Origin of the sequence: Inquilinus limosus MP06 (assembly GCF_000767795.1) — a bacterium.
GTDB lineage: Bacteria > Pseudomonadota > Alphaproteobacteria > DSM-16000 > Inquilinaceae > Inquilinus > Inquilinus limosus_E.
In genome coordinates, this window is sequence record NZ_JANX01000035.1 from 1 (window position 1) to 21,828 (window position 21,828).

The window sequence follows — 21,828 nt, forward strand, 5'->3', positions numbered from 1 at the left end:
CTCGCCGCGGGCGTTGCGCAGCTCCTGCTGCAGCTGCAGCACGCTGTCGTTCAGGGATTTGAGTCTGGCCTCCTCCTGCGTCTCGGGCGCGTTCTGCGCCGGAAAGTGCAGGGTGTCCTCTGGGGGCTGCTCGCCGCTCATACCGTATCCTGCCTCGACCGTTTGTCCGACCTGCGCTGCCCCGCATACGCGCCTAATCTTCTATTATGCCGAATTCGGGGCGGCAACGCGCGGTTGCGATGCTGCACCGCCTGGGCTATCAATCCCGCCCGGCCGATTGGGGCGTAGCCAAGCGGTAAGGCAGCGGGTTTTGGTCCCGCCATTCCTAGGTTCGAATCCTAGCGCCCCAGCCAGCCTCCAGAAACTCAATCTTTTCAATGAGTTACGGAGGATTTTCCGGCCGCGATGATACAGGTTGATGATACAACTCGACCGTACATCCTGACCAGAGATACCGCGTAGCTCTCCGAAATCAGCCTCGCCAGCGAGTGGCGATGGCCAACGGATTGAGCGAAACGATGATGAGCACCGACGTTACCACCAGCACCACCCCGACCGCCCCCTGCACGGCCACGGGAGGGGACCGCATCTTCTCCCCTTCCTGCCTCCTCTGCCCCGCCTTCGCTATCGGCTGCGCTCCTGCCTGCCCGACCGGGGCCGCCGAAGAGCTGGAGCTGGGCTCTGCCATTCCTACCGAAGACCTCAAGGTCATGCAGCGGGCCTGCGCGGGCTCCCCATGCCTCGCGACGGGAGAGAGCCGGACCTTCTCCCCGGCCTGCCTCTCGTGCCCCGCCTTCGCGCTCTGGTGTTTCCCAAGCCGCGCCGAGTCGGTGGCCTGAACATGTGGTTCACCCTCGGCCTGTTCGCGGGCGCCCTCCTTGGGCTCTCTGCCGGCTACCTCATCGCCACCCTCCGGCCCCCCGAGGCGCCGTGAAGCCCGCGTCCACCCACCCGATAGGGGAGTTCGATATGACCCAGCCATTCACGATGAACTGGCATGAGTGCCGGGGTACCGTGGCGTCCTCGGCGCCTGTCTTCTCGGAAGCGTCGGTGATCCGTGCGGTCAGCCTTCCGGGCGGTGTCACGGCGACATTCACGGCCACGGTCGAGATCCTTGCGGATGGCACCGCAGGCGGCCGAACGGGCGCGCAAGGCTCTATCTCAAAGCGTCCCCCGGATACCGCTGTCCTAGCCTTCGCCAATGCGCTCGCCGCAGCAGTCAACGCGGCCCTGGACGAAGCGCTTGAGAAGGCGTCGCAGGGCGGGCCGGAACAGCCCGAGGGACCTTCAGGCCCTGGGACTATTCACTAGTTCCGCCCCCTTCCTGCAAGGACGATCATGGCGACAAGACGCATCACTCGGCCCGATGGATACCGGCTTTCGATCCCCGCTGAACTCGCCCAGCACATGGCGGCTCACCCCGACCTCACCGATGACCTTCTCACCGAAGCGTTCGGGCTGGTGGATGCCGCCTCGGCCGGCTGGAAGATCGCCGCGACGGTGGACCTCGGGCGCATCATCGGGGTCACCTCGAAGGTCCAGACGGAACCGGTGGCGGCCGACGTCCCTTCCCTGTTCGGCTATCGGCACGGCCGGAAGTATCCCACCCGAACGGTCCTCGGGGTGGAGAAGCCGGCCACCTCTCGGGTGACTATCGTGGCGGAGCGTGTCGCCAGAGATTGCTTCGTGCTGCGGACGGCATACCTGGGGGGCGGCGCCCCGCCTGAGCCGACCAGCTTCCGAGCCATCAGGCGCAAGCGGCTGGCGTGGTCGGAGGTGCTGGCCTACTGGTGCCGCCACGCTCTCGTCTACGACCCGTCAGAGTTCGCTTCGGAACCCTTCGAGACCACCTGGGCGGGCATCATCGGTGAGATCGAGGCGGCTCGGCAGGCGAGGAAACGAGAACGGCTGACCGACGCCATCTAACCGATCATCCAGCAGCAGCAGCGCGCGGCGTCCCTTCGGGGGCGCCGTTTCGCATTTCAACGATCCATGAAAGGTGAACCCCATCATGAGCGACGGACTGGCCAAGGCCCTTCGGTTCATCCGAGAGGTACAGAAGCTCGACCCCTCCCTCACTATCGCGTGCGTTCACACCCTCCTCGTTGCTGCCGGACACGAGGGGCGGAGCATCGGCTACATCGTCAGCATGTCGTCCGTGTCCAAGTCCGCCGTGAGCCGGCACATTCAGGACCTAGGCGCGTCGCGGGCGTTGAGGCGCATTGGCGGAACCGTGCCAGCCCCAGGGCTCGGCCTCGTGGTCACGCAGGGCCAGCCGGAGGACGGGCGGGAGAGGATCGTGTTTCTGACGCCGCGCGGGAGGGAGCTTGTCGCGGCCCTTGAGGAGATCTTGCAGCGCCCCTAGGTGGCGTGGTCTAGGTGGCCGGCACCGGAGCCCGAGAGGTCGCCAAGCCAATGGACGCGCACGCCGTCCTCATCCTCGTGATCGTGTTCGTCGCAGGGCTCCATCTGGTGACTCTTGGGCTCGGCCTGGCGAAGGCCCTGGGCCGCCTCTCTCGCGTGTCCTGGTGGGCCGTGCCGAGCCCGTCGCTTATCTCGTGGGGGCTCGTCGGCCTGACTACGGGCGGCGGGCTGTCGGTCGCGCTCCTGATGGCGGCCTTGGGGTACGCCTTCTGGGCCTGGAGGAAGCCGCCCAAGGTGCCCACCTAGAGGCGCAGAGAACCGCCGCGTCACGCTCATCGTAACCTGGGGATCGAGATCATACCGCCGTACACCAGAGGCGCCCTTCAGGGCACCGTTGCCGTTCTCTTCCTGGTCCTCCTCACCGCTCCCTCTCCGGCTCCCGCTAAGGAAACCATCACGGGCCAGGCGTCGGTGATCGACGGCGACACGATCGAAATCCACGGGCAGCGCATCCGGTTCTTCGGCGTCGATGCCCCCGAGTCGCGCCAGCTCTGCCAGGATGAGAACGGGAGCCGCTACCGGTGCGGCCAGCGGGCAGCCCTGGCCCTGTCGGACTTCATTGGGCGGGCGACCGTGAGGTGTGCCGAACAGAACCGCGATAGGTGGCGCCGCATCGTGGCCGTCTGCCGGGCCAGGGGCGCGGATCTGAGCGGGTGGATGGCTGCCCAGGGTTGGGCAGTGGCCTACACCCGCTACAGCCGCGACTACGTGGGACAGGAGGCGGCGGCGAAGAGGGCGCGGAAAGGGATCTGGAGGGGGACCTTCGAGGTGCCCTGGGAGTGGCGGAATGGCCGCCACTCTGGGTAAATGGCTAGTTCATGAAGCGCGACGGGTCGACGGAAACATTCAAATTAAACCGTGCAAGCAACTTTGAAAGGAAGCCCTCTCGCGGCCGGAACTTGACGGTAGCTCGCTTGGCCACGCCTTCAGCCGTCATCTCCAAGCCGAACTCGCCCTCAACAATGAGCCCGAGCTGGAGCAATTCAGAAACATACTCTGTTAAATCCCCCTGCTGGGCCACTACCTCGGGCTGGCCCTGGGGGTGGCCAAGCTTCCCTGCCGCGTCGAGCGCGTCCGCAACAGCCGACTGATTCGCGACGCCACGGTCGATCAACCCAAGCGCCAAGTGGTCGGGGGGAGGGAAGAAGTATTGAATGATCCCCATTTGATTCATTTTGGCATAGATTTCATCACTCTTCTGATTCTCCAGCATCATCTCCCAATCAGTGTCGGAGAACTCATATAATGGGATCGGGCAGACACCCATACGACGGTCGTTTTCCATCGCGTCGATCTTGGTGATGTTCTCAATCGAGAACACTCCGTTAGATGAACTCTCTTGAAATTCCTGGATGGCGGATTTCCAATCGAAGCACACCGCTTGTTGAAGGACACCAATGAACTGATTGGTGTAAGGCATCGCTTGGGACGCGAAGGCCCTGTTGGTCAGTCCGAAGGCGTCCTTGATGATGGCCTGGGCGTTCTGGTTGTCACTTGCCTTGCCCGAGGCATTCAGAGCCGCAAGCATCTCTTGCAGTTCGGTTAACGAGAACTGTTGCTTGCCGATCAGGCCGGCAAGCTTTCTCGCCAAAAAGCCAAGGTCGAATGCTACCGGCCTCGCGATGAGGACGCGCGAGTCAGGAATAGTCGTCTGGATGTCCATCTGCATCATAGCAGCGGCCCGCGGATCGGGTTCCGCTGCGACGACGATAACTCTCTTTGTCTTGTCGTCCACAGCGATGGCTTGCGCCGGATGGTCGATTCCGGAAGCTCCCCGTATGATCCTTTCCTCGCGCAGCTCGGCCCTGACCGCCTTGGCGAAGGCCCCCCAAATCGAGTGCTCTGTCATTCGTACTCCTGTCGGCGGCAGCCTTTGACTTCCGTCTTTGAATATCCGATTATCATAACGCATATTTAGTGCAATTTTTAATGGTGAATCGAAATGGCTAGGCACCAATATTTCGTCGTGCATCATCAGGGCGAGTGGAAGATCTCCTACGAGCAGAAGCACTATGGGCCCTATCCGACACAAAAGGACGCAATCCGAGCTGCGGTGGATGCGGCACACGAGACCGGGAAGAATGGGCACGATGCGCAAGTCCTGGTCCAGGGAACAAACAATCAATTTAGGACCGAGTGGACCTACGGCCACGATCCTTACCCACCGAAAGGCTAGATCGAGCGCGTCTAAGACCACGACTATCCCGAGGTGTCCTCCAGGGGCACCTGCAAGTGGCGCCCGAAGGCCGGCCACGGCCGACCCCGATGGTCTCGAAGGAAGTCGTCACGACCGCCTACGAGTACGCGAAGTAACCCATTGATCCGGCGGGAGGTTTCCAAACGTGCACATTAGCCCCCGACGACACCCCCCGCCGGTTGCCGCCCGTTCTGGGGCGCGTTGAGGTTCGCCTGAACGAGGCCCTGGAGGGCGGCTTAAAATGGCGGAAAAATCTGAGCGGGCATCTGATCTATAGCAGCGGGCGGATCACCCCCCGGTACCCCCTCGCGCGACCTTGGCCGGGCGTGGGCGGGCGGCTCAGGACCGCGCATGTCGCACGGGGTGGCTCCCGCGCCATCCTTATCGGGCGGGCGATGCTGTCTTACCCCTCGCCTGATGAGGAGTTACGGCTTGACGGAGGCCGAGCTTGCATCAGGTGCTGCCTCGGGTAGCGTCCCGCTCGGGATCAAGCCGGACGGGTGCCATGATCGAAGCGGTCCAATCGTTCCTAGCTCTGTTGGCCGCGCCCTCGGGTAGCGAAAGCGCGCGTGTCGAGGCGCTTGCGGCAGCCCTTGACCGCATCGTGATCGAGACCCAGGGCGAGGCGCGGGAGATTGCGGATGTCCAAGCGCCCGCGTCTGCGCCCTATGACGAGACATGGAAGCGGATCGCACAGGCATTTCCGGGCCTGGGCATGTATCCGACAGTCTCGCACCCCGCCGGCAAAGAGCCCCAGATTTCGATGGCGGATGCTGTCGATGATCTGGTGGACCTTGAGCGGGAGCTGTCTCTGGTCGCCTGGCGTTGGCAGCACGTCGGCCCCGAGGATGCGGCGGCGTACTTCCGCTATGGCTATCGGATGCAATGGGGATACCACCTCCATGAGCTGCGGCTTCACCTCTACACCCTGTTGCAGGAAGCCTAGCGGTCCCGAGGTGGCGTCCGAAGGCCGGCCACGGCCGACCCCGATGGCCGCGAATATAACCTCGGTTAAGCCCCAGCCGGCTTCGGGTTCGCTTTTTTGCCGGAGTGAATGTCGCGTCTCGCTGGGTATACCGTGAGACGGCACCGATCCCGAGACAGTCGGGCCGCAGCATGCCGTGTCTCGCAGGGTTGACTTTCGATTTCCGAGACAGTAGATGTCCAGGGTCTAGACCATGAGACAATCAGGGGGACCAGGATATGGCCGTCTACGGATACGCGCGGGTCAGCAGCGCGGACCAGGACCACAGTTTGCAGATTGAGGCGCTGAAGCGGGCCGGCTGCACGGTGGTGCGCGCGGAGAAGATGAGCGGCACCAGCCGCGAGGGTCGGACAGAGCTGGACATCCTCCTCACCTTCCTCCAGCCCGGCGATGTCCTGATGGTCACCCGCGTGGACCGCCTGGCCCGCTCAATCCGCGATCTTCAGAACATCGTGCATGAGCTTCGGGAGAAGGGCGTGGCGCTGAAGGCCACGGAACAGCCCGTTGACACCAGCACCGCCGCCGGCAAGGCGTTCCTCGACATGCTGGGCGTGTTTGCCGAGTTCGAGACCAACCTCCGCAAGGAACGGCAGTTGGAAGGCATCGCCAAGGCCAAGGCCGCAGGCGTGTATCGGGGCCGGCCCGGTGGCATCGACGCGGACCAGATCGCCAAGCTGAACGCTCAGGGGATCGGCGCCTCGGAGATCGCAGCGCGGCTCGGCATCGGGCGCGCGTCCGTCTACCGCATCCTCGGAAAGGCGCAGGGATCGAACAAGGCCGCGCCTGCCGTTTGACCCGCCTTCCACGGCTCCGCCTTCCGAGCCCGGCCGGTCCCCTGAGGATCGCGCCGGGTTTCTCTTTGCTGGCCCGGCCCGTCGCACTGAGGTACCGGCTTCGTGGGCGGCTAGGATCGAGCGGCCGATCGATTTTCCTCGGCAAGGTCAATGGGTTGGGCGAGAAGTTGTTCCAAATGATGCCGTTAGATCACAGGACGCAACTCCATGAGGAAACCCCGTATGACCCTCTCGAACGCATCTGCACCCCTGGCCACTATCGCCTCCGAGATCGCCGAGCTTCAGGGCAAGGTCGCGGAGAGCCTGGTGGGCAACCTCGAAGCCAACCGGCAGATCGGTGGCTAGAACTTTCCAAACCGCCCCATTAGATGCCGGAGACGGTCGGCTGCGGTTTCCAAACCCCTCTATTAGCCCTGGGCCTCATCGTCGCCAGGCGCGGCGGACGTGGCCCTCTGTCGAGCGGCCGAACGGCCGGCTAGATCGCCTAACCGCCAATTCGGCTTTTCTTTCGGAATTTCAAAGGTTTGGGCGGAGATTTCTTCCAAACTCCCACATTAGATGGGGCGGCATATTGTTCCGCATCCGCAATGATGTCCCTGTTCACCGGAGTGTTCTGGAGAATTTTCGCAGGATCGGAGCTTCCGCCGCTGCCGTGCGCCCAACCCGTCAAGCTCACCTTGACGCACCCACCATCGCCCCCAAGCCGCTCGTTCGGCTGCCCCTTCAACGCCGCCCCTCGGGGCCACGAAAGAGCCCCGTCATGCCTCGCAAGCGCGCCCCGACCACTCCCGAAGACCTCGCTCTCTGGCGCGATCACGGCATCCGCGTGCGACGCCTAAGCCCGGCCGAACACGCCGCCCTGTACCGCGCCGTGCCGAAGCCCAAGCCGAAGCCTCCGGCCGTCGCGTTGGAAACGGTGAACGCGCGCCTGAGGGCGCGGCCTTTCGAGCCGCATAGGGAGCCCATGGCACTGGCCGCATGTGACCTTGTCGCTGTCGTCTTCGCCCTGGTGGAGGAGCATGAGCAACAGCTCTGCCTGCGGCGTCGAGCGCGGCGCCCTGCTGATGCAGCCTCGTTCAAGGCCACGGTCACCGCTCTGGTCAGCGACCTAGCGCACCAGTTCCTTTCCGATGCGGGCGGAACGCTGGCGGTGCCCCGGAGCAAGCGTGAGCTTGGCCGGAAGAAGGATAGGTACGATGCATGGTTCCTTGGCGAGACGTTCCCGCGCACCCTCGACCTGATGAAGGACGCGGGCCTACTGGTCCAGCACGAAGGCACCTGGCACTACGGGACCTTCGGTCAGCAATCGTTCAAGACCGTGATCGAGCCGGGGCCGGCATTGATCGCGGCCTTGAGCCGGTATCCGGACCTCACCGCAGCGGACTTCGCGATCGGCGAGGGCAAGGAGACCATCGTCTTGAAATGGTCGAACAGTCACCCGAACCCGCGCCTAAGGGGCCGGAAGGTGGACTATGACGACACCCCGGAGACCGTTCGTATGGGGGAGGAGATGACCACGCTGAATGACTGGTGGGCGGGAGCCGACCTATCCTTGTCCCCCGGCTACACGCCAGAAGCTCCCGTGAACCTCTCTCGACGGAGCATGAGCCGCATCTTCAGCGCCGATGATCCGAACTTCGGGAGGGGCGGCCGGTTATACCATTCCTTCTGGCTCGACATGCCCTCAGACGACCGCGCCGCGCTGCTGATTGCTGGGGAGCCGGTGGTCAGCCTCGACTTCAGCGCCGCCTTCCTTCGCATGGCCTATGGAAGAGTTAGCGAACCGGTTCCCGAGGAAGACCTGTACGCCGTCGGTAAACTGGCTCAGTGGCCCCGGTCCATCGTCAAGCCGTTGGTGAACGCCATGCTGGATGATCGGACCAAGATGGACGACCCGGCGGCCGTCTCTGGCCTGCGATACTGGCCGAAGGATGTCCAGTCGCAGCTCAAAGAGGACTGGCCCGACCATCCTGGGTTGGCCGTGGTCCGCACGGTGATCGAGCAGGAGCATGCCCCCATCCGCCCCCTGTTCTACCGGGGCATCGGGATGGAATTCCAAGCCTTGGAGAGCCGGATCGTTATCGCTGTGCTGCTGACCCTCCGCTCTATGGGGATAGTCGGTCTGCCGGTCCACGATTGCGTCATTGTGCCGGAGAAGCACGAGGCCGTGACGAAGGACCTGATGATGACCGAGTTCCGGAGGGTGGCGAACGCCGAGGCCGTAGTCCGGCGGGCCTGACTAACTCATTCCTGCTCCTTCTCCCTCTTTAAGATGACCATGACCTCGGGTCTCGCTCCGCTACCGGGCGGGGGGCCATTAGGGGGGTCATAAAAAAGCTAGGCTTTCTGCGGGCTTCAGCCTGCGCCTTCCCGCCGCAAGGCCCGGTACTGTGATACCGAAGGTCCGGGCGGCGCCTCCATCGCCATCTTCACAACCACCGAAACGGCCCCTCACGGGCGCCGAAGGAGCCCCCATGCCTTCCCTGCACAAGCTGCTGCCGGCAGCCATCCCCACCGCCATGCGCGCCGAAGTCCAGATCAGCCGGACGAACCCCAGCCTGAACACCTCCGTTGAGATCAAGCTGGACGGCGGCAGCGATGCCGAGCGCATGGCCGGCAATCGCACCCGCCAGCCCACCGCCTTCATGATCCGCTCCACGACCACCAGGCGGTGGCTGCGGGTCTTCAAGGCGCCAACCAAGGACGGCCGGGAATGGCTGTATGTCGGCCGGCTCGGCGATAAACGGCAGCGGCCGGACACGGTTCTCGTCTTCGCCGATGGCAGCTCTGTCCCGCTAGGGGCCCTTGGTGGGCACGCCGCGCCGACCATCACCGACCTCCCCATGAGGGGCGAGGACGAGGAGGTCTAGCCGGTGACCCTGCCGCTGAAGTGGTCTCGCCCCTTCCACATCCTGATGGCGATCAAGCCCACCGCCGCGCCCGTTGTCGGGACCGGCACGGTCTCCCGCAAGGTGCCCCTGCCGGGCGGCGTGACGATGGACCTTACCGCCACCGCCGAAGCCCTGGCCGATGGCACCCACGGTTCCGGGTCGCGCTTCTCGTGGGAGTTCGACAGCCTGCCGATGCCTGGCCCTGAGACCGAGGCCGGGGCCTTCTACGATGCGTGGGAAGCTGCCCTTGGCGAGGCGATGGGCGCCGCTCTCGACGCCGCCGTTCAGGCTTCCCGTTAAGGGCCGCCCTCCCCGCATCTGCGGATGCCCCTAGACGACTCTCCGGAGCCGCTGGAGGCCCTTCGCAGCCTCGTCCGCTACCCACGTAGCCGAAACCCATCAACCGCCCTCCTGCGCCTCCTGAGAGTCGCCTAGGGGCATCGATCAACCCAGCCCGCTCGGCCTTCGCTAGGCGGGTTTTTCACAGTCCCAAACCGGAGAACACCATGAGCAACAAGCCGACCGCCATCATCGTCCATGGCCCGCGTGGCATCGACAAGGTCCTCATCAACGGTGACCTTCATGTCTACAGCGTCTGTGACGCCACCCCGAGTGATCGGGTCTATGAGATCGAGGACCGGGCCACTGAAGCGGAAATCGCCGAGGTTCTTCGGGACGATCCGATTGGCCATGCGAGCGAAGAGGACCCCCCCGACGCGGAGTGAGCCGCCCCCGTCTGTCGTCTCGGCCCGAAGCCGAGGCCGGCAGGCGTCGCTAGCCCCCGACCGCACCTTGAACGGCCCGCTGCGGAACCCCGTGGCGGGCTTTTTCACGCCCACCCCCAGGAGAACCTGAACATGACCGTCATCAAGCATGCGGTCCTCGCGAACGCTGTTGTCGTCAACGATCACGTTATCCCCGATCTCGCCCCGCACGAGACCCCTGAATGGCTCCCCGAGGCCCTGTATCGGCGCCTTGAGGAGTTTCACGCCCAGGGCGGCGAGGAAGCCGGCCTCGACCTATCCGACCTCGGCATCCGCCGTGACCGGGGCCAGTTCATGGCCTTCCGTATCGAATGGAACGGTCGGCCTATCGAGGGCCTGGCCATGCCGCATCTCATCCCCCTGTCCCAGCTTACTCTGGCCGATCTGATGCCGCCGGCCGGAACCACCTTCCCCAATCTCCTGGAGGACCGCGCCTGATGGCCGTCAGCACCGAGAGGGCTCAGGCGGGCCTCGCGTACTTCAAGAGCCTCGGCTATCCGGACGTGGCGGCAGCGGCCATCATCGGCTCGGGTATCCAGGAGAGCGGTCTCAACCCGGAGGCAATCCACGACAGCGGAACCGGCCTGGGCGCCTTCGGGTGGCGCGATCCGTCGCCCGGCCAGGGTCGGAAGACCGCCCTAACACAGTTCGCCGTCGAGCGCGGCAAGCCGGCAACCGACTTCCTCACGCAACTGGCGTTCGTGGACCATGAACTCCGGACCAGCGAGAAGGGCGTCGGTGACCGGCTGCGCGGCGCCGCCTCGCTGGAGGATGCCACGGATGCCATGATCGGCTTTGAGAGGCCCCGAGGGTGGACCCCTGAGAACCCACGCGGCGGCGACGGCTGGCAGAACCGCTTAGACTACGCCAAGGAACTTCTGGGCGGGGCGGCGCCCATCGTCCCTCCTTCCCAGCCCGACCTCGGCGGCGCCGTTGATCCTGCCCCTGTCAGCCTCGTTGAGCGTTGGCAGCAGGAGCAGGAGGACAAAGCCGAGGGCCCAGGGCTATGGGGCACGCTGACCACTGCCGTTGACCAGGACAGCCTCACGAAGAGGCTGTGGGAGAGCGTCTTCGGTGATCGGCCGTTCTTCCAGCCTGACCTGGACTTCCGCCTGGACGAGCAACGCATCAAGGACCTCCAGGACGCCTACGGGCTCCAGGACGACAACCTCACGGACCTGGACGAGGCCGTTAGCGCCCCTCACGCTGAGTGGCTGGCCAAGCAGATCCAGGACCGGCAGGACCGGGAGGAGACCCTGGCCCGTGCGGGGGTGACTGGCGTCGGTGCGCGCCTCGCCGTGAACATGTTCGACCCGAGCGCCCTTGCAGCCGCCGTGGCCTCGGGAGGCATAGCCAACATGGCCGCAGGGGCAATGCGGCTGGGCAGGGTGGGCCGGGTGGCCCTTTTCGCGGCCGAGGGGGGCGCCTCCAACGCCGCGATCGACGCCGCTTCAGGGGGCGATGAGAACAGCGTCATGTTCGCCGCAGGAGCCGGAATGGTCCTCGGAGCGGGCTTCGGTGCGCTGTCCCGCGCCGCCCCCGACCTTGCAGCGGACATGAGCCGCGTAGGGCGCGAGGTCATGGACCAGGCCAGGGCCCCCACAGGCTCCACGGCCGGCGCCATGCAGGCGGCCCCGAAGTTCCCCTTGAGGGACGCGGCGGTGGACTTCGCCAACGTGGACGCCCCGACCACCGCCTATGCGGGCAAGCTCCGCCAGGACATGGTGGGGTCGCTGAAGTCCTCGGAGAACCCCATGATGCGCGCCATCGGCAACGTCCTGGGGGAGGATGCCGTGGCCAGCGTGGACAAGTCCGGAACGGTGCTGCGGACGGCCTTCGGGGCGACGGAGCGCCAGGCCAAGCTCCAGCGGCAGATGGAGGCCAAGGTCCTCCAGGGCTACATGCCGGCTTGGCAGGAGTGGGCGAAGAAACAGAACCTCCCCGCCTATCAGCGCTGGTGGGGCGGCGAGAAGTGGCACGAGTTCAACGAAGAAGTGACCGCCTTCATGCGGAACACCGATCCTTCAATGATCTTCAGCCCGGAGGTGGTGAAGGCCGGCAAGGTCCTTCAGGGGGCCTATAAGGACTACGTCCAGATTGCCCAGAACCCCGGCATCATCAGGGGCACCGTCCGCCGCGCCATAGCGGGCTTTCAGGGGGTTGACCCCAACCTCCGGTATGTCCCCCGCCTGTACGACTTCCACAAGCTGAACCAGATCATCACCACTCACGGGGAGCAGGAGGTCATCCAGCTCTTCATGAAGGCCCTCCAGGAACAGCAGATCAAGCTGGAGGACGAGGTGGCCCACCGGGTTGCCTCGGGGATGGTGAAGAAGCTGCGGGAGCGCTCGGCTGACCTGTCAAGCCGACTTGACCGACCCCTGGGCAGCGATGACGAACAGTACCTCATCGACAGCCTGAAGGGTCTCGGGGTGGACGAGCTGGACGCGGCCTCCCTGGCGAAGCAGCTCAGGCCCCAGAAGGACGCCCAAGCGGGCCCCAGGGGGAAGTTCCGTGCGCTCCTGAACGAGCAGGCGGTTCACCGCACCAGGGCTGGCGGGGAGATCCGCTTCACCGACCTCCTCCAGAACAACGCCATGGACCTCTTCCAGGCGTACAATCGGGACATGAGCGGGCGCGTAGCGCTGGCCCAGGTGGACATCCTCGACCGGGACGGCAAGGTCTTGGTGGACGGCATCACCCACGATGGCGAGTTCGGCAAGCTGGTGGACGCCGCGAGGGCGATGGGCGACAGCCTGGGCATCGAGCCCGGCAATACGGGGAACCACGTCAAGACCCTGGAGACCCTTTATCGGGCCGTGTTGGGCCAGGCCGATCCGTCCGAGGCGGGGTTCATCCCCCAGGTGACCCGGACGGTGATGAACTACAACTTCCTCCGGCTCATGAACAACATGGGTATCGCGCAGGCGGTGGAGGCGGGCAGCATCGTGGGCAACCTCGGGCTCCGCGCCACCATCGCCGGGGTGCCGGCGTTCAAGGGCTTTCTCCGAGACGCCCGTTCGGGACTCTACAAGGACGAGCTGAACCAGGAGATCGAGGCCATCCTAGGGATCGGCGTCGATGACCTGAAGGGCGCCATGCCGGCCCGTTACGATGCGGACTACTTCGGCGACGCCCTCAACCCTGCCTTCGAGAGGGCGGACCAGCTCGCGCGCCAGGGTGCCCGCATCGTGAACCGGGCCTCGGGGATGCAGTGGATCAACCGCCGGCTCCAGGTAATCGCCATGCGGGGGATCGCGTACAAGTTCTCCGAGATGGCGGCCAATCCGACCAAGATCAACATGAAGCGGATGCTGACCCTCGGGCTGGACGAGCCAATGCTCAACCGCGTGCTGTCCGAGTTCAAGGCGCACAAGTCCCAGGCCGCCGGGGAGTTCGGGAAGATCACCCGCATGAACCTCGACAGGTGGACCGACCTGGAGGCCCGAGCGGCCTTCGAGGACAGCGTCTTCCGCTGGGGTCGGCGCATCATTCAGGAGAATGATCCGGGCGCCTTGCCGCGCTTCATGCAGCACCGGCTGGGCAAGATGCTCTTCCAGTTCCGCACCTTCATGCTCGGGGCCTTCTTCAAGCAGACCCTATGGCACATGAAGATGCGCGATCGGGAGGCCCTGTCCACGCTCATGTGGTCCATGATGATCGGGACCGTGGCCTACACCGCCCAGACGCTCGGCCAATCGGTAGGCCGAAGCGACCGTGAGGAGTTCCTGAAGGAGCGCCTGGCGCTGGGCGCCCTGGCCCCGAACGTGTTCCAGCGGACGGGCATGTCCTCCATCCTCCCCATGGTGATGGACGGCGCCTTCGGCATGGTCTCCAAGGGCGATACCATCTTCTCGGGCCGCACCACCGGCCAGAGCAGTGACCCGTTCCTGGGGAACCCCGCGTTCTCCCTTTACGGGGACCTTTCCAACGCCCTCGGCTCCATCGTCTCGCCCATCGTGAACGGGCGCGCGCCGGGCCAGAACGAGGTCCGTAACGCCTTCCGGGCGCTGCCTTATGGGAACTCCATGTTCCTGCAAGCGCCCCTGTCCGCGCTCATAAGCGGGTTGCCAGAGAGGGCGGCCCAAGACTGACACCTAACGGGGCCCCTTCGGGGGCCCTTTTCACATTCACGGAAAGACATCATGACCACGACCGCCAAGAAGCGCGGCCGGCCGATCGGCGCCACCGCTGCGCTCCGCCCGCCGGCCTTCACCACCGACAACTACGGCAACCCCATCGCCCTCGTTCCGCTCGCCAGGGAGGCCGGCACCGCGACCGTTGACCGGTCAGATTGGGACACGCTCCTCGCCCGTGGCGTGTCCCCGAATTGGTACCTGGGGACCAGCGGCGACGGCCCCAACCGGAAGCCGGCCATCCGCACCACCTATCTCGGGGAGATTGCCCAGGTGGCGCGGCTGATCCTGGAGGCCACGCCGAACCATCGGCTGGTGTACCGCACATCGGATCGGACGGACCTCCGCCGGGTGAACATCAGCCTGAAGAAGGTCAACGCTCGGGGCGAAGGCGATGCCGCTACCGGGGTGATGCGGAAGCCCGAATGGGTCTCGCTGGCCAAGCTGAAGGGACCGACCAAGGCCCAGCAGCGGGCCGAGAGAAAGGCTGCCGACGATGCCGCCCACGCCGCGTACCGGGCGGCCGGGAGCGAGCGTCACGCGCGCTGGATGGCCTGGATCGAGACTGCCGTTGCCGGGGGGCGCGACAGGGACGAGGCATACGCCTATGCCCAGGAACAGGCGAGGGCCGAGCGGCGGGCGTACTGCGCTGAACACGGGCTCGATCCGACCACCGGCCGGTACCCTCGGGAGAGGAACGGCCACAAGGTGGAGATCTTGGTTCCCGCTGCCCCGCTTCAGGCAACCGGCGACGGATCGGCCACGGTAGCCTCACTCGACCCGACCGGGCCGAACTAGATGGGGACTCGGCGGGCTTCTTGATGCCGCAGGCCCGCCGGCCCTCATCCGCATATCTAGGTATTGGGGCAGTCGGCCCCACCATTGCGATATATAGCATTTGAGCCAAAGACTCGACTCCGCCGACGCTCAAGAGTAGAACAATACAGGAACATCGACGCGACCGAGGACGGACATGGACGCGCTCCCACCTGTGATTGCCAACGCTCTCCGAGGCCGTGCGCTTGGCTCCGAGGCTCGGAACGTCGGGCTCGAATGCCTGAAGTTGATGGGTGATCGGCTGTTGCTGGCGAAGGGCCAGGACGCGGAAGGCGATATCGACCCGAGCTGCGCACTTCCACTCGGCGCCAATGAGCGGGCCGCGCTCTGGCAGGCTGCACGCTGGATCAATGAGGGGATCGACAAGCGCGAGCCGGCCAGGCTGCACGATGCCCTCGCTGCCCTGCACGGGATGATGCGCGCCGGCAGCGTGCCTACCGATATCGCGACGGTCCCTTCAGAGGCCCTGAGGTGCACCGATGAGGAGCTGTGGGACGAGGTCCGGACCTTCTGCGAGGTCTTCGGCCCGCGCCTCCGGCCGGGGGCGTGAGCGATGCCCCGCGACCTCGAAACCAAGCTGATCGATATCGAGATTGAGGACGCGATCACCCGCAATGAGCTGCGGTGGCGCGGCCTTGAGCTGGGGCTTCGGGAGGAGGAGATTTCCGCCCTCCTCGCCCAGGGTATCGCAGTGATCGAGCGGCACCTTCGCGCGCTCTCGATCGAGCCCCTGTAGGCGCCCCCATGAAGCACCGTCGCGGCCCCTTCAGCGAGGATCTACGGGCAGCCCTCTACCCCGACTCCAGCGCCCCGCATCGTCTGGCCGAGGCCATGAAGGCCCGCCGTGAGGGGATCGTTCGGCGCGCTCGACGTATGGGCATGGGCGAGGACGAGATCGCCGCGCTCCTCAGGGACGGCGTCGAGATCGCGGAGGGGCGCCTGTCGGGTGAGCCGGGAAAGGCCCGATAGCTGCCCAGGTGCGCGACCGTATTCAGAACAATTGGGACATCGGAATGCGCCTCTCCGATGTCTCGCCCCTGAGCGGCATCGTTGCGAAATGCGGGAAGTGCAGCCGGCGGCGGGAGCTGGACCGACGGGAGCTCATGAGGCGCTTCGGCGAGGATGCCCGGCTGTTCCGGATCGAGATGGCGCTGAGGTGTACGGGGTGCGGGTCAGAGGTAGCCTGTAGGATTGAGTTGAGGGCGCCTAGGAGGGACTGATGCACCTGTAGGGGCATGCAGACGATCGCCTTTCCTATTTTTTATCGTGCCCCTTTGACGTTAGCTCTTCATACCTCTTTCTTTGGCGTTCCGCCTCCTCCCGCCGGTCCTTTTCGGTGTGGATGTTGACATCTAATGATCTGGAGCCCTGCGCAATCCTGCCCAGCTCTTCTCTGATCTTCTTGATTTCTTGAGCCACTTGGGTTTGCGGATCTGGGGTGCCTAGCCATGATGTTGAACGATAATCTAGCAGACTGAGTTTGTACTTGATCGTGTCGACCTGCTTGGCCTGCGGGGATCTTCTCCACGAAATAGTCACATCAAAAACCCTGTCTCGGATTTCGTCATATTCGACCAAGTAACTAGAAATGAATTGCCCAGGTCGAAGAATGCTAACCTCCTGCAGAGGCACGACATTCGTCCCTTTTATCTTGTCCATTGGAAGGGGTGGGTCAAAGCTGGCCCTTATATCGTAAGCAACAGCATTTCCTGTATTCTGGATTTTTAAATCCATGTGTCTGATCGACCACCTATTCGGCTCAATCGTGATCGTCACATGAGGCTGCTGGGCGCTCTGCGCCAAGCGCCGTGTCTCGACGGCCAAAACTGCTGTGACCCTCCACAGAGCTACGGTGGCCCCTGCGGTCACTAGTGCGGAGACCACTTGCGCCCAGGAAAGGGCCGCTGGCGTCTGAAGCCATTGCCACATTCGTTCCCCTCCCCCTTACCGCGCGGCTCGGCCCTTCCGGCTGGGCCGGTCTGGGAGTATCGTACACCGGATTTCAATAAAGTCTTTCGGATCACCCCATTGGCCAAGGTCGGTTCCGGAGCCCTCATTCTGGGCCTCGTCGTCCTAATCGCCCTGGGCAAATGCATGGGGGAGGATCGCGCCCCCACGCCCCGGTACGTGACCTATGCGACCCCTGAGGCCCCCTCGCTACCCACCCCGCCGACCCCGACGCCGAGCGCGCTTCCCGATCCTTCCCCATCCGATACAGCCACCCTCGATCCGCCCGCGCCGACCGGTAAAGTGGACTTTACACGTACCCTCACGCCCTCGCCCCGGAAGGTCACGGCGCAATCCCTGAACCTGCGGAAGGGGCCGGGCACGAACTATGACCGGTACGGTGACCCGCTCCCTCAGGGGACCATCGTCATGCACACCGGGGATGCCCAGGAGGTCGGTGGGGAGACGTGGATGGAGGTGTCGTATCGGGGGCGCCTGGGGTGGGTGAGCGGGCGCTTCCTGGGGCCGGTGGATACGGTGACGGCGCCACCCGCTACGTCTACCAGCAGGCCGGCACCCATGGCCCGCCCGGCGACGCTGTTCGAGGTGCCCCAGGCGGAGGCCCCGGCCGCGCCCGCGAGGCAGAGCCGGAAGGTGAACTCAGGGTTCTCCTGCGGGGGCAAGCGGTACTGCAACCAGATGAGTTCGTGCGCCGAGGCGAACTACTACCTGCACCAATGCGGGCTCTACAGGCTCGACAGGGACGGTGATGGATATCCTTGTGAAAGCGGGCCGTGCTGATACAGCCGAACCAAGATATGGGGGAGGAGCATGACGGAACAACGCGCTACGCGAAAACCCCACAGCTATCGCGGCAAGGCTTCCTGTTACAGATCCTAGGAGGGCACCATGGGAGCGTTGCTGTCTTTAGCCCTTACGGGAGCTGTTCTTGTAGCTATCTACAATGTCTTTCGTAATAAGTCGTACAGACAGCGATGCCTTGGGCGATTCTCGGAAGACCCCATTGCATTCTTATTTGTTGCCCTTTGGGTGGGCTCACTGTTGCTATTCTTTTGGGGCGTCATGATACCCCGATTTGGGAAAATTGAGGTAGGCATATCAAGATATTCGAGTTTAGCGCTTTGGCAGATCGGGGGCATTCTGTCCTTGATAGGGCTCGTAGTCGCACTCTTTCTTGATCGATCCGGCCGCCTCTGACGACAAAGAGGTGTCGTATCGGGGGCGCCTAGGGTGGGTGAGCGGGCGCTTTCTTGGCCGGTGGATACCGTTCGGGTGCGGCCAGCTATCGCCACGCCCACCGCCAGGGCAGCTCCTACGTCCGGCTAGCGGGGCGTCCTACTGCCGGCCGCCCTCTTCCCGCAACAACTCCTCGCACCTAGAGGCCACCGCAAGCCACACCAAGCGGCCCTCTTCGGCGAACCTCTCAGCCCTCTTCCGGGCCTCCTCGGGCGCCCTCTCGCCGTGCTGCTTCACAAGCACCTGAGCGGTGCGCCATAGGTCCAGATCGGAGGGGAAGACCATGTGGACGGCCGGCGACTATGGCCGACGCTGCGCTTGAGAAACCCATTGGTCGCTCAATCGACGCGCTTCCTCGTGGGTCAGTCTCTCGGGATCGTAGATCCAGTACACGGCACCATGGGTGGGGTAGTGATGCCCAGCTAGCCTCAGGGGCGGACCATCATATCCCTGGCTGCGCACCGCTTCTTCAATCTCCTGAAGGTGGTTCTCAACGTAGTACGCGCCTAACCCACAGCTCTCGTCGTTGAAATACGCATCCTCGGCGAGGAGATCGAAGAGGCGGCGGGCGATATCGGGCGCAAGCATCGAGGGCTCAGTTCCTGACTTGTTCTTTTCGAAGGCTATGCATCCCGCGAGGTAGCCGCAACCCCCAGCAACCTTGCCTCTCAATCTCCGCTGTCGGGTCGCTCCCGCCGGAGCCCTTCAAGATCCAGCTTAGGGTACACGATCTTCTCCACTACCCGGTCCCGGAGCTGCGGCAGGGTCAGGCCCAGGCTGTACACGCTGTAGCTCATCGACAGCTTCTCGTGGCCGAGGGCCTGAACCGCATCGCTCTCGGCCACCTGGGCACGCTCCAGGGCCGTTCCGACGCACTTCCGGAAGCTGTGGAAGGCCAGCCTGTCCTTCCCCGTGGCAGGATCAATCTGGCTGATCCCGAGCCGGTGGGTGAGGGCGGAGAACCGCTTGACGTAGTAGTGGCTGCGCTTCTCGTCTGGCCCGCCCGGCTTCAACTCGGGGAAGATCGGCCCGGCCTTCGGCAGATCGTCCAGCAAGCCGAGCCCAATGAGCGCCGAGTGGATGGGCACCCGCCGGATGCCCGCAACGGTCTTCGCCGCGGTGATATCGAAGAACGGCACGCCGTCCTCCTCCGACACCTCGTCCCGATCCAGGGCGCATATCTCCTCCACCCGCATCCCTGAGAAGAGCGCGATACGCGGCACCCACCAGAAGGCCCTTCGGTATGGCGTCCGGCGCAGCTCATTGGTCCCCTTGAAGATCACGTTGAGCTGATCGACCGAGAAGGGGAGGTAGCCCGTCTGCCGGCTGCTGGCCGTCTTCTTCCACAGCCCATCGAAGGGGTTCTTCCCCTTCACCCCGCCGCGCTTCTCCGCCCACTCCCACGCTGCCGAGAGGTCGCCGATGTAGCGGTTGAGGGTGCGGTTCGAGAGACCCCGTTCCTGGCCCCCGAAGAGCCTCCTCAATTCCTCGAAGGTGCGCTTCTTCGTCTCTGGTGAGCGCCCCCAGGTGGGGGAGAAGCTTCCGATGATGTCCAGGAACTCCGCCGCGTCGGCGCCCTTGACCTCTCCGAAGGGGCGCTCTTTCCAGAACCCGCCAAAAAGCCGGTAGACGGCCTCCGCCTGGCCGATGGTCTGTTCCGTGGGACGCTCGGCCGGGTCGCGCTTGCGGTCCCTGATGTAGCCCGCGGCGGCCTCCTCGAAGCTCATGCGGTACTCTGGCGGGGTCTCCGCACGGCGCCCGGCCAGCTCACTCATGCGGGCGGTCAGGGCTGCCAGGCGGGCGTTCTCCTGTGGGCTGAGGTTGGCGGGGATGCCGTCGAACTCCTCCCGGTCCAGCCGGTCAAGAAACGGCTGGGCCTCCAGCTCCAGCCCTAAGGCGCTCGGGTCAATGTCGTCAGGGCCGCCCGTGGCATCGGGCGACTCAGGGAATACCTCCCGAGCCCATTGGAGTGTCTGGCGGTAGACCTCGCGAGGATCGCGCCCGTCCGGCCTGGTGCCGGCCTCGACCCGGAGCTGTTGAAACTGGGCAGTCCAGGCCGCGACCATCGCCCACCGCTCTGCCTTGGCGCGGGTCAGGTCGCGGGTGTTCATCGCCTGGACGATGGTGGGCCGCTTCAGGGTGGCCCGAAGGTCCCTCGGAACGGCCATGCGGAAGTACCACGAGTGGCCCCGCTTCAGGAGGTATCGGAGGTCGCTCATGCCGCTTCGCTTCGGTAGGCTGATGATACAGGTTGATGATACAAGTTGGTATTGCATAGGCCATTGAAATGCAATAATAATGAGGCCGTTGAAGGGGTTGAGAACAGGCCGGCTGCGTATCCTAGCGCCCCAGCCAGCCGCAATCTCCGACAATCCGACCGGCAGCCTCATGCCTGCATGGGAACCTCGACGGCGGCCGCTCCGTTTCTCCCATCAGGAGGTACGGATGATGATCGTGGCTCTCCTCGGCGGCTTCGCGCTCGCCATGGTTTACGGCCTTGCCCTGTGCCGCGCCGCCCGGGACGATGGCGACGAGATGGCGCGGCCGACGCAGATCTCCCATCGCTGGGTGATCCGGCCGCGGCGCTGGACGGTGCTGGCGCCGACCCGGCAGACGGTCGTGATCCGTCCGCAGCGGCGCATCTGACGGGTCGCAGGCCTCAATCGATCGCGATCAGGTCGTCCTTGGCGCCGGCCGCGAGACGGCGGGCGTGCAGCCGCACCAGCGCATCCTCGGGGCTGTCGGCGGCCAGCGCCGCGAACAGCGTCGCCGCCTCGGGATCGCCCCGGCGCAGCGCCGCGTGGGCCGCTGCATAGGTCCCGGCGGGGGCCGGGCACAACTCCTCCGGGATCATCGTCTCGATCGGCGCGCCGACGCCGCGCAGCTGCAGCCGCGCCACCGGCCGGAATGCTCGCCCCGGGCAGGCCCTGGCCGTGGCGGCCGAGATGCAGAGCGAAGTGCCCAGCGCCTTGTTCGCGTTCTCCAGCCGTGCCGCCAGGTTCACCGCCTCGCTGTAGGCGGTGTAGTCGAAATGGTGCCGGCTGCCGAAATTGCCGACCACGGCGCCGCCGGTGGTGACGCCGATCCTGGTCTCGCCGAAGGGCATGCCCTCGGCCCGGCGGGCGGCGGCGAATTCCGTGGTGAAGCGGTGGATCGCCAGGGCGCAGGCGACGGCGCGCTCGGCATGGTCCGGCTGGTCCAGCGGCGCGCCGAACATCGCGTGCAGCGCGTCGCCCACCATCTTGTCGATGGTGCCGCCGGCCTCCAGCACGGCGCCGCACACCCCGTCGAAATAGGCGTTCAGCGTCGCCACCAGCCGGTCCGGCGGCACCGACTCGCTCAGGCTGGTGAAGCCGGCGATGTCGGTGAAGACGAAGGACATCTCGCGCCATTCGCCGCCCAGCCGCAGCCGCTCCGGATGCTCGGTCAGCCGCGCCACCAGGGACGGGGCGAGGTATTGCGCGAAGGCGGCGCGGATGGTGCGGCGCTCGCGCTCGACCCGCCACTGCGCCGACGCCGCGACCGCGCCATGGGTCAGCAGCAGGCCCAGCGCCGGCAGGGTCGGGTCCAGCAGCAGCCCGGCCTGGCGGTAGGCC

26 protein-coding genes and 1 tRNA gene are annotated in these 21,828 nt (G+C 65.1%); 22 read left to right on the top strand and 5 right to left on the bottom strand.

The window, feature by feature from the left end; translation table 11 throughout:
* The first annotated feature begins 278 nt into the window (after window positions 1-278).
* From P409_RS05175 to P409_RS05200, 6 genes are all read left to right on the top strand, one after another.
* A tRNA-Gln gene (locus tag P409_RS05175) sits at window positions 279-353 on the top strand.
* Between the two features lie 616 nt (window positions 354-969).
* Complete coding sequence (locus tag P409_RS37770) at window positions 970-1,311, top strand: hypothetical protein (RefSeq protein WP_152613252.1); 342 nt, start codon at window positions 970-972, stop codon at window positions 1,309-1,311.
* Window positions 1,312-1,338: 27 nt separating this feature from the next.
* Window positions 1,339-1,926, top strand: coding sequence for a hypothetical protein (locus P409_RS05185; RefSeq protein WP_152613253.1), 588 nt, complete (start codon window positions 1,339-1,341; stop codon window positions 1,924-1,926).
* A gap of 85 nt (window positions 1,927-2,011) precedes the next feature.
* A complete protein-coding gene (locus P409_RS05190) occupies window positions 2,012-2,365 on the top strand; it encodes a MarR family winged helix-turn-helix transcriptional regulator (RefSeq protein ID WP_034832600.1) in 354 nt (117 codons plus the stop codon).
* A 50-nt stretch (window positions 2,366-2,415) separates the two neighbouring features.
* A complete protein-coding gene (locus tag P409_RS05195) occupies window positions 2,416-2,670 on the top strand; it encodes a hypothetical protein (protein ID WP_034832602.1) in 255 nt (84 codons plus the stop codon).
* 165 nt (window positions 2,671-2,835) lie between these two features.
* On the top strand, window positions 2,836-3,231 hold the full coding sequence (locus P409_RS05200; RefSeq protein WP_238578600.1) for a thermonuclease family protein: 396 nt from the start codon (window positions 2,836-2,838) through the stop codon (window positions 3,229-3,231).
* 4 nt (window positions 3,232-3,235) lie between these two features.
* Here the strand turns inward: P409_RS05200 and P409_RS05205 are convergent, their stop codons facing one another.
* Entirely contained in the window at window positions 3,236-4,399 is a 1,164-nt protein-coding gene (locus P409_RS05205) for a hypothetical protein (RefSeq protein WP_162531595.1), read from the bottom strand.
* On the opposite strand from P409_RS05205, the gene P409_RS41485 reads away from it, so the two are divergent.
* From P409_RS41485 to P409_RS05265, 14 genes are all read left to right on the top strand, one after another.
* Complete coding sequence (locus tag P409_RS41485; RefSeq protein WP_081991283.1) at window positions 4,367-4,600, top strand: DUF2188 domain-containing protein; 234 nt, start codon at window positions 4,367-4,369, stop codon at window positions 4,598-4,600. The two genes, P409_RS05205 and P409_RS41485, sit on opposite strands and share 33 nt — an antisense overlap.
* A gap of 526 nt (window positions 4,601-5,126) precedes the next feature.
* Complete coding sequence (locus tag P409_RS36050) at window positions 5,127-5,567, top strand: hypothetical protein (protein ID WP_052120053.1); 441 nt, start codon at window positions 5,127-5,129, stop codon at window positions 5,565-5,567.
* Between the two features lie 257 nt (window positions 5,568-5,824).
* Entirely contained in the window at window positions 5,825-6,400 is a 576-nt protein-coding gene (locus P409_RS05215) for a recombinase family protein (RefSeq protein ID WP_034832608.1), read from the top strand.
* Between the two features lie 222 nt (window positions 6,401-6,622).
* Window positions 6,623-6,745 carry a hypothetical protein gene (locus P409_RS41165; RefSeq protein ID WP_274519144.1) on the top strand — a complete coding sequence of 41 codons (123 nt, stop codon included), beginning with the start codon at window positions 6,623-6,625 and terminating at the stop codon, window positions 6,743-6,745.
* Between the two features lie 415 nt (window positions 6,746-7,160).
* The gene (locus P409_RS05220) at window positions 7,161-8,639 is read left to right on the top strand and encodes a hypothetical protein (protein WP_034832611.1); all 1,479 of its coding nucleotides are present in this window, start codon (window positions 7,161-7,163) and stop codon (window positions 8,637-8,639) included.
* A gap of 235 nt (window positions 8,640-8,874) precedes the next feature.
* Window positions 8,875-9,270 carry a hypothetical protein gene (locus P409_RS05225; protein ID WP_034832614.1) on the top strand — a complete coding sequence of 132 codons (396 nt, stop codon included), beginning with the start codon at window positions 8,875-8,877 and terminating at the stop codon, window positions 9,268-9,270.
* A 3-nt stretch (window positions 9,271-9,273) separates the two neighbouring features.
* Entirely contained in the window at window positions 9,274-9,591 is a 318-nt protein-coding gene (locus tag P409_RS05230; RefSeq protein ID WP_034832616.1) for a hypothetical protein, read from the top strand.
* Window positions 9,592-9,797: 206 nt separating this feature from the next.
* Window positions 9,798-10,016 carry a hypothetical protein gene (locus tag P409_RS05235; protein ID WP_034832617.1) on the top strand — a complete coding sequence of 73 codons (219 nt, stop codon included), beginning with the start codon at window positions 9,798-9,800 and terminating at the stop codon, window positions 10,014-10,016.
* Between the two features lie 132 nt (window positions 10,017-10,148).
* Entirely contained in the window at window positions 10,149-10,493 is a 345-nt protein-coding gene (locus tag P409_RS05240; RefSeq protein WP_034832618.1) for a hypothetical protein, read from the top strand.
* Window positions 10,493-14,149, top strand: coding sequence for a phage tail tip lysozyme (locus P409_RS36055; protein ID WP_052120054.1), 3,657 nt, complete (start codon window positions 10,493-10,495; stop codon window positions 14,147-14,149). The genes P409_RS05240 and P409_RS36055 overlap by 1 nt, the downstream gene beginning before the upstream one ends.
* 51 nt (window positions 14,150-14,200) lie before the next feature.
* Window positions 14,201-14,989, top strand: coding sequence for a hypothetical protein (locus P409_RS05250; protein ID WP_034832619.1), 789 nt, complete (start codon window positions 14,201-14,203; stop codon window positions 14,987-14,989).
* A gap of 175 nt (window positions 14,990-15,164) precedes the next feature.
* Window positions 15,165-15,578, top strand: a complete 414-nt coding sequence (locus P409_RS05255) for a hypothetical protein (protein WP_034832620.1) — start codon at window positions 15,165-15,167, stop codon at window positions 15,576-15,578.
* Between the two features lie 3 nt (window positions 15,579-15,581).
* Entirely contained in the window at window positions 15,582-15,764 is a 183-nt protein-coding gene (locus P409_RS05260) for a hypothetical protein (protein ID WP_034832622.1), read from the top strand.
* Window positions 15,765-15,772: 8 nt separating this feature from the next.
* The gene (locus P409_RS05265; protein WP_034832624.1) at window positions 15,773-15,997 is read left to right on the top strand and encodes a hypothetical protein; all 225 of its coding nucleotides are present in this window, start codon (window positions 15,773-15,775) and stop codon (window positions 15,995-15,997) included.
* A gap of 285 nt (window positions 15,998-16,282) precedes the next feature.
* Here P409_RS05265 and P409_RS37775 read toward each other — a convergent pair whose 3' ends face one another.
* Complete coding sequence (locus P409_RS37775) at window positions 16,283-16,831, bottom strand: hypothetical protein (RefSeq protein WP_152613254.1); 549 nt, start codon at window positions 16,829-16,831, stop codon at window positions 16,283-16,285.
* Between the two features lie 291 nt (window positions 16,832-17,122).
* Between P409_RS37775 and P409_RS41490 the strand changes: the two genes are divergently transcribed.
* Window positions 17,123-17,776 (top strand): excalibur calcium-binding domain-containing protein, encoded by a 654-nt coding sequence (locus tag P409_RS41490; protein ID WP_081991285.1) that lies wholly within the window; start codon window positions 17,123-17,125, stop codon window positions 17,774-17,776.
* Between the two features lie 756 nt (window positions 17,777-18,532).
* Here the strand turns inward: P409_RS41490 and P409_RS05285 are convergent.
* On the bottom strand, window positions 18,533-18,820 hold the full coding sequence (locus P409_RS05285) for a hypothetical protein (protein WP_034832633.1): 288 nt from the start codon (window positions 18,818-18,820) through the stop codon (window positions 18,533-18,535).
* Window positions 18,821-18,900: 80 nt separating this feature from the next.
* Entirely contained in the window at window positions 18,901-20,451 is a 1,551-nt protein-coding gene (locus tag P409_RS05290) for a DUF6538 domain-containing protein (RefSeq protein WP_034832636.1), read from the bottom strand.
* A gap of 226 nt (window positions 20,452-20,677) precedes the next feature.
* Between P409_RS05290 and P409_RS05295 the strand changes: the two genes are divergently transcribed.
* Entirely contained in the window at window positions 20,678-20,878 is a 201-nt protein-coding gene (locus P409_RS05295; RefSeq protein ID WP_034832638.1) for a hypothetical protein, read from the top strand.
* Between the two features lie 13 nt (window positions 20,879-20,891).
* On the opposite strand, the gene P409_RS05300 is transcribed toward P409_RS05295, so the two are convergent.
* Window positions 20,892-21,828, bottom strand: a 937-nt coding sequence (locus tag P409_RS05300; protein WP_161790344.1) for an adenylate/guanylate cyclase domain-containing protein, incomplete at its 5' end; no start/stop codon positions are given.

Coding starts and splice junctions, on each gene's coding strand:
- P409_RS37770 (WP_152613252.1), top strand. CDS start 970: ATGACCCAGCCATTCACGATGAACTGGCATGAGTGCCGGGGTACCGTG.
- P409_RS05185 (WP_152613253.1), top strand. CDS start 1,339: ATGGCGACAAGACGCATCACTCGGCCCGATGGATACCGGCTTTCGATC.
- P409_RS05190 (WP_034832600.1), top strand. CDS start 2,012: ATGAGCGACGGACTGGCCAAGGCCCTTCGGTTCATCCGAGAGGTACAG.
- P409_RS05195 (WP_034832602.1), top strand. CDS start 2,416: ATGGACGCGCACGCCGTCCTCATCCTCGTGATCGTGTTCGTCGCAGGG.
- P409_RS41485 (WP_081991283.1), top strand. CDS start 4,367: ATGGCTAGGCACCAATATTTCGTCGTGCATCATCAGGGCGAGTGGAAG.
- P409_RS05205 (WP_162531595.1), bottom strand. CDS start 4,399: ATGATGCACGACGAAATATTGGTGCCTAGCCATTTCGATTCACCATTA.
- P409_RS36050 (WP_052120053.1), top strand. CDS start 5,127: ATGATCGAAGCGGTCCAATCGTTCCTAGCTCTGTTGGCCGCGCCCTCG.
- P409_RS05215 (WP_034832608.1), top strand. CDS start 5,825: ATGGCCGTCTACGGATACGCGCGGGTCAGCAGCGCGGACCAGGACCAC.
- P409_RS41165 (WP_274519144.1), top strand. CDS start 6,623: ATGACCCTCTCGAACGCATCTGCACCCCTGGCCACTATCGCCTCCGAG.
- P409_RS05220 (WP_034832611.1), top strand. CDS start 7,161: ATGCCTCGCAAGCGCGCCCCGACCACTCCCGAAGACCTCGCTCTCTGG.
- P409_RS05225 (WP_034832614.1), top strand. CDS start 8,875: ATGCCTTCCCTGCACAAGCTGCTGCCGGCAGCCATCCCCACCGCCATG.
- P409_RS05235 (WP_034832617.1), top strand. CDS start 9,798: ATGAGCAACAAGCCGACCGCCATCATCGTCCATGGCCCGCGTGGCATC.
- P409_RS05240 (WP_034832618.1), top strand. CDS start 10,149: ATGACCGTCATCAAGCATGCGGTCCTCGCGAACGCTGTTGTCGTCAAC.
- P409_RS36055 (WP_052120054.1), top strand. CDS start 10,493: ATGGCCGTCAGCACCGAGAGGGCTCAGGCGGGCCTCGCGTACTTCAAG.
- P409_RS05250 (WP_034832619.1), top strand. CDS start 14,201: ATGACCACGACCGCCAAGAAGCGCGGCCGGCCGATCGGCGCCACCGCT.
- P409_RS05255 (WP_034832620.1), top strand. CDS start 15,165: ATGGACGCGCTCCCACCTGTGATTGCCAACGCTCTCCGAGGCCGTGCG.
- P409_RS05260 (WP_034832622.1), top strand. CDS start 15,582: ATGCCCCGCGACCTCGAAACCAAGCTGATCGATATCGAGATTGAGGAC.
- P409_RS05265 (WP_034832624.1), top strand. CDS start 15,773: ATGAAGCACCGTCGCGGCCCCTTCAGCGAGGATCTACGGGCAGCCCTC.
- P409_RS41490 (WP_081991285.1), top strand. CDS start 17,123: ATGGGGGAGGATCGCGCCCCCACGCCCCGGTACGTGACCTATGCGACC.
- P409_RS05285 (WP_034832633.1), bottom strand. CDS start 18,820: ATGCTTGCGCCCGATATCGCCCGCCGCCTCTTCGATCTCCTCGCCGAG.
- P409_RS05290 (WP_034832636.1), bottom strand. CDS start 20,451: ATGAGCGACCTCCGATACCTCCTGAAGCGGGGCCACTCGTGGTACTTC.
- P409_RS05295 (WP_034832638.1), top strand. CDS start 20,678: ATGATGATCGTGGCTCTCCTCGGCGGCTTCGCGCTCGCCATGGTTTAC.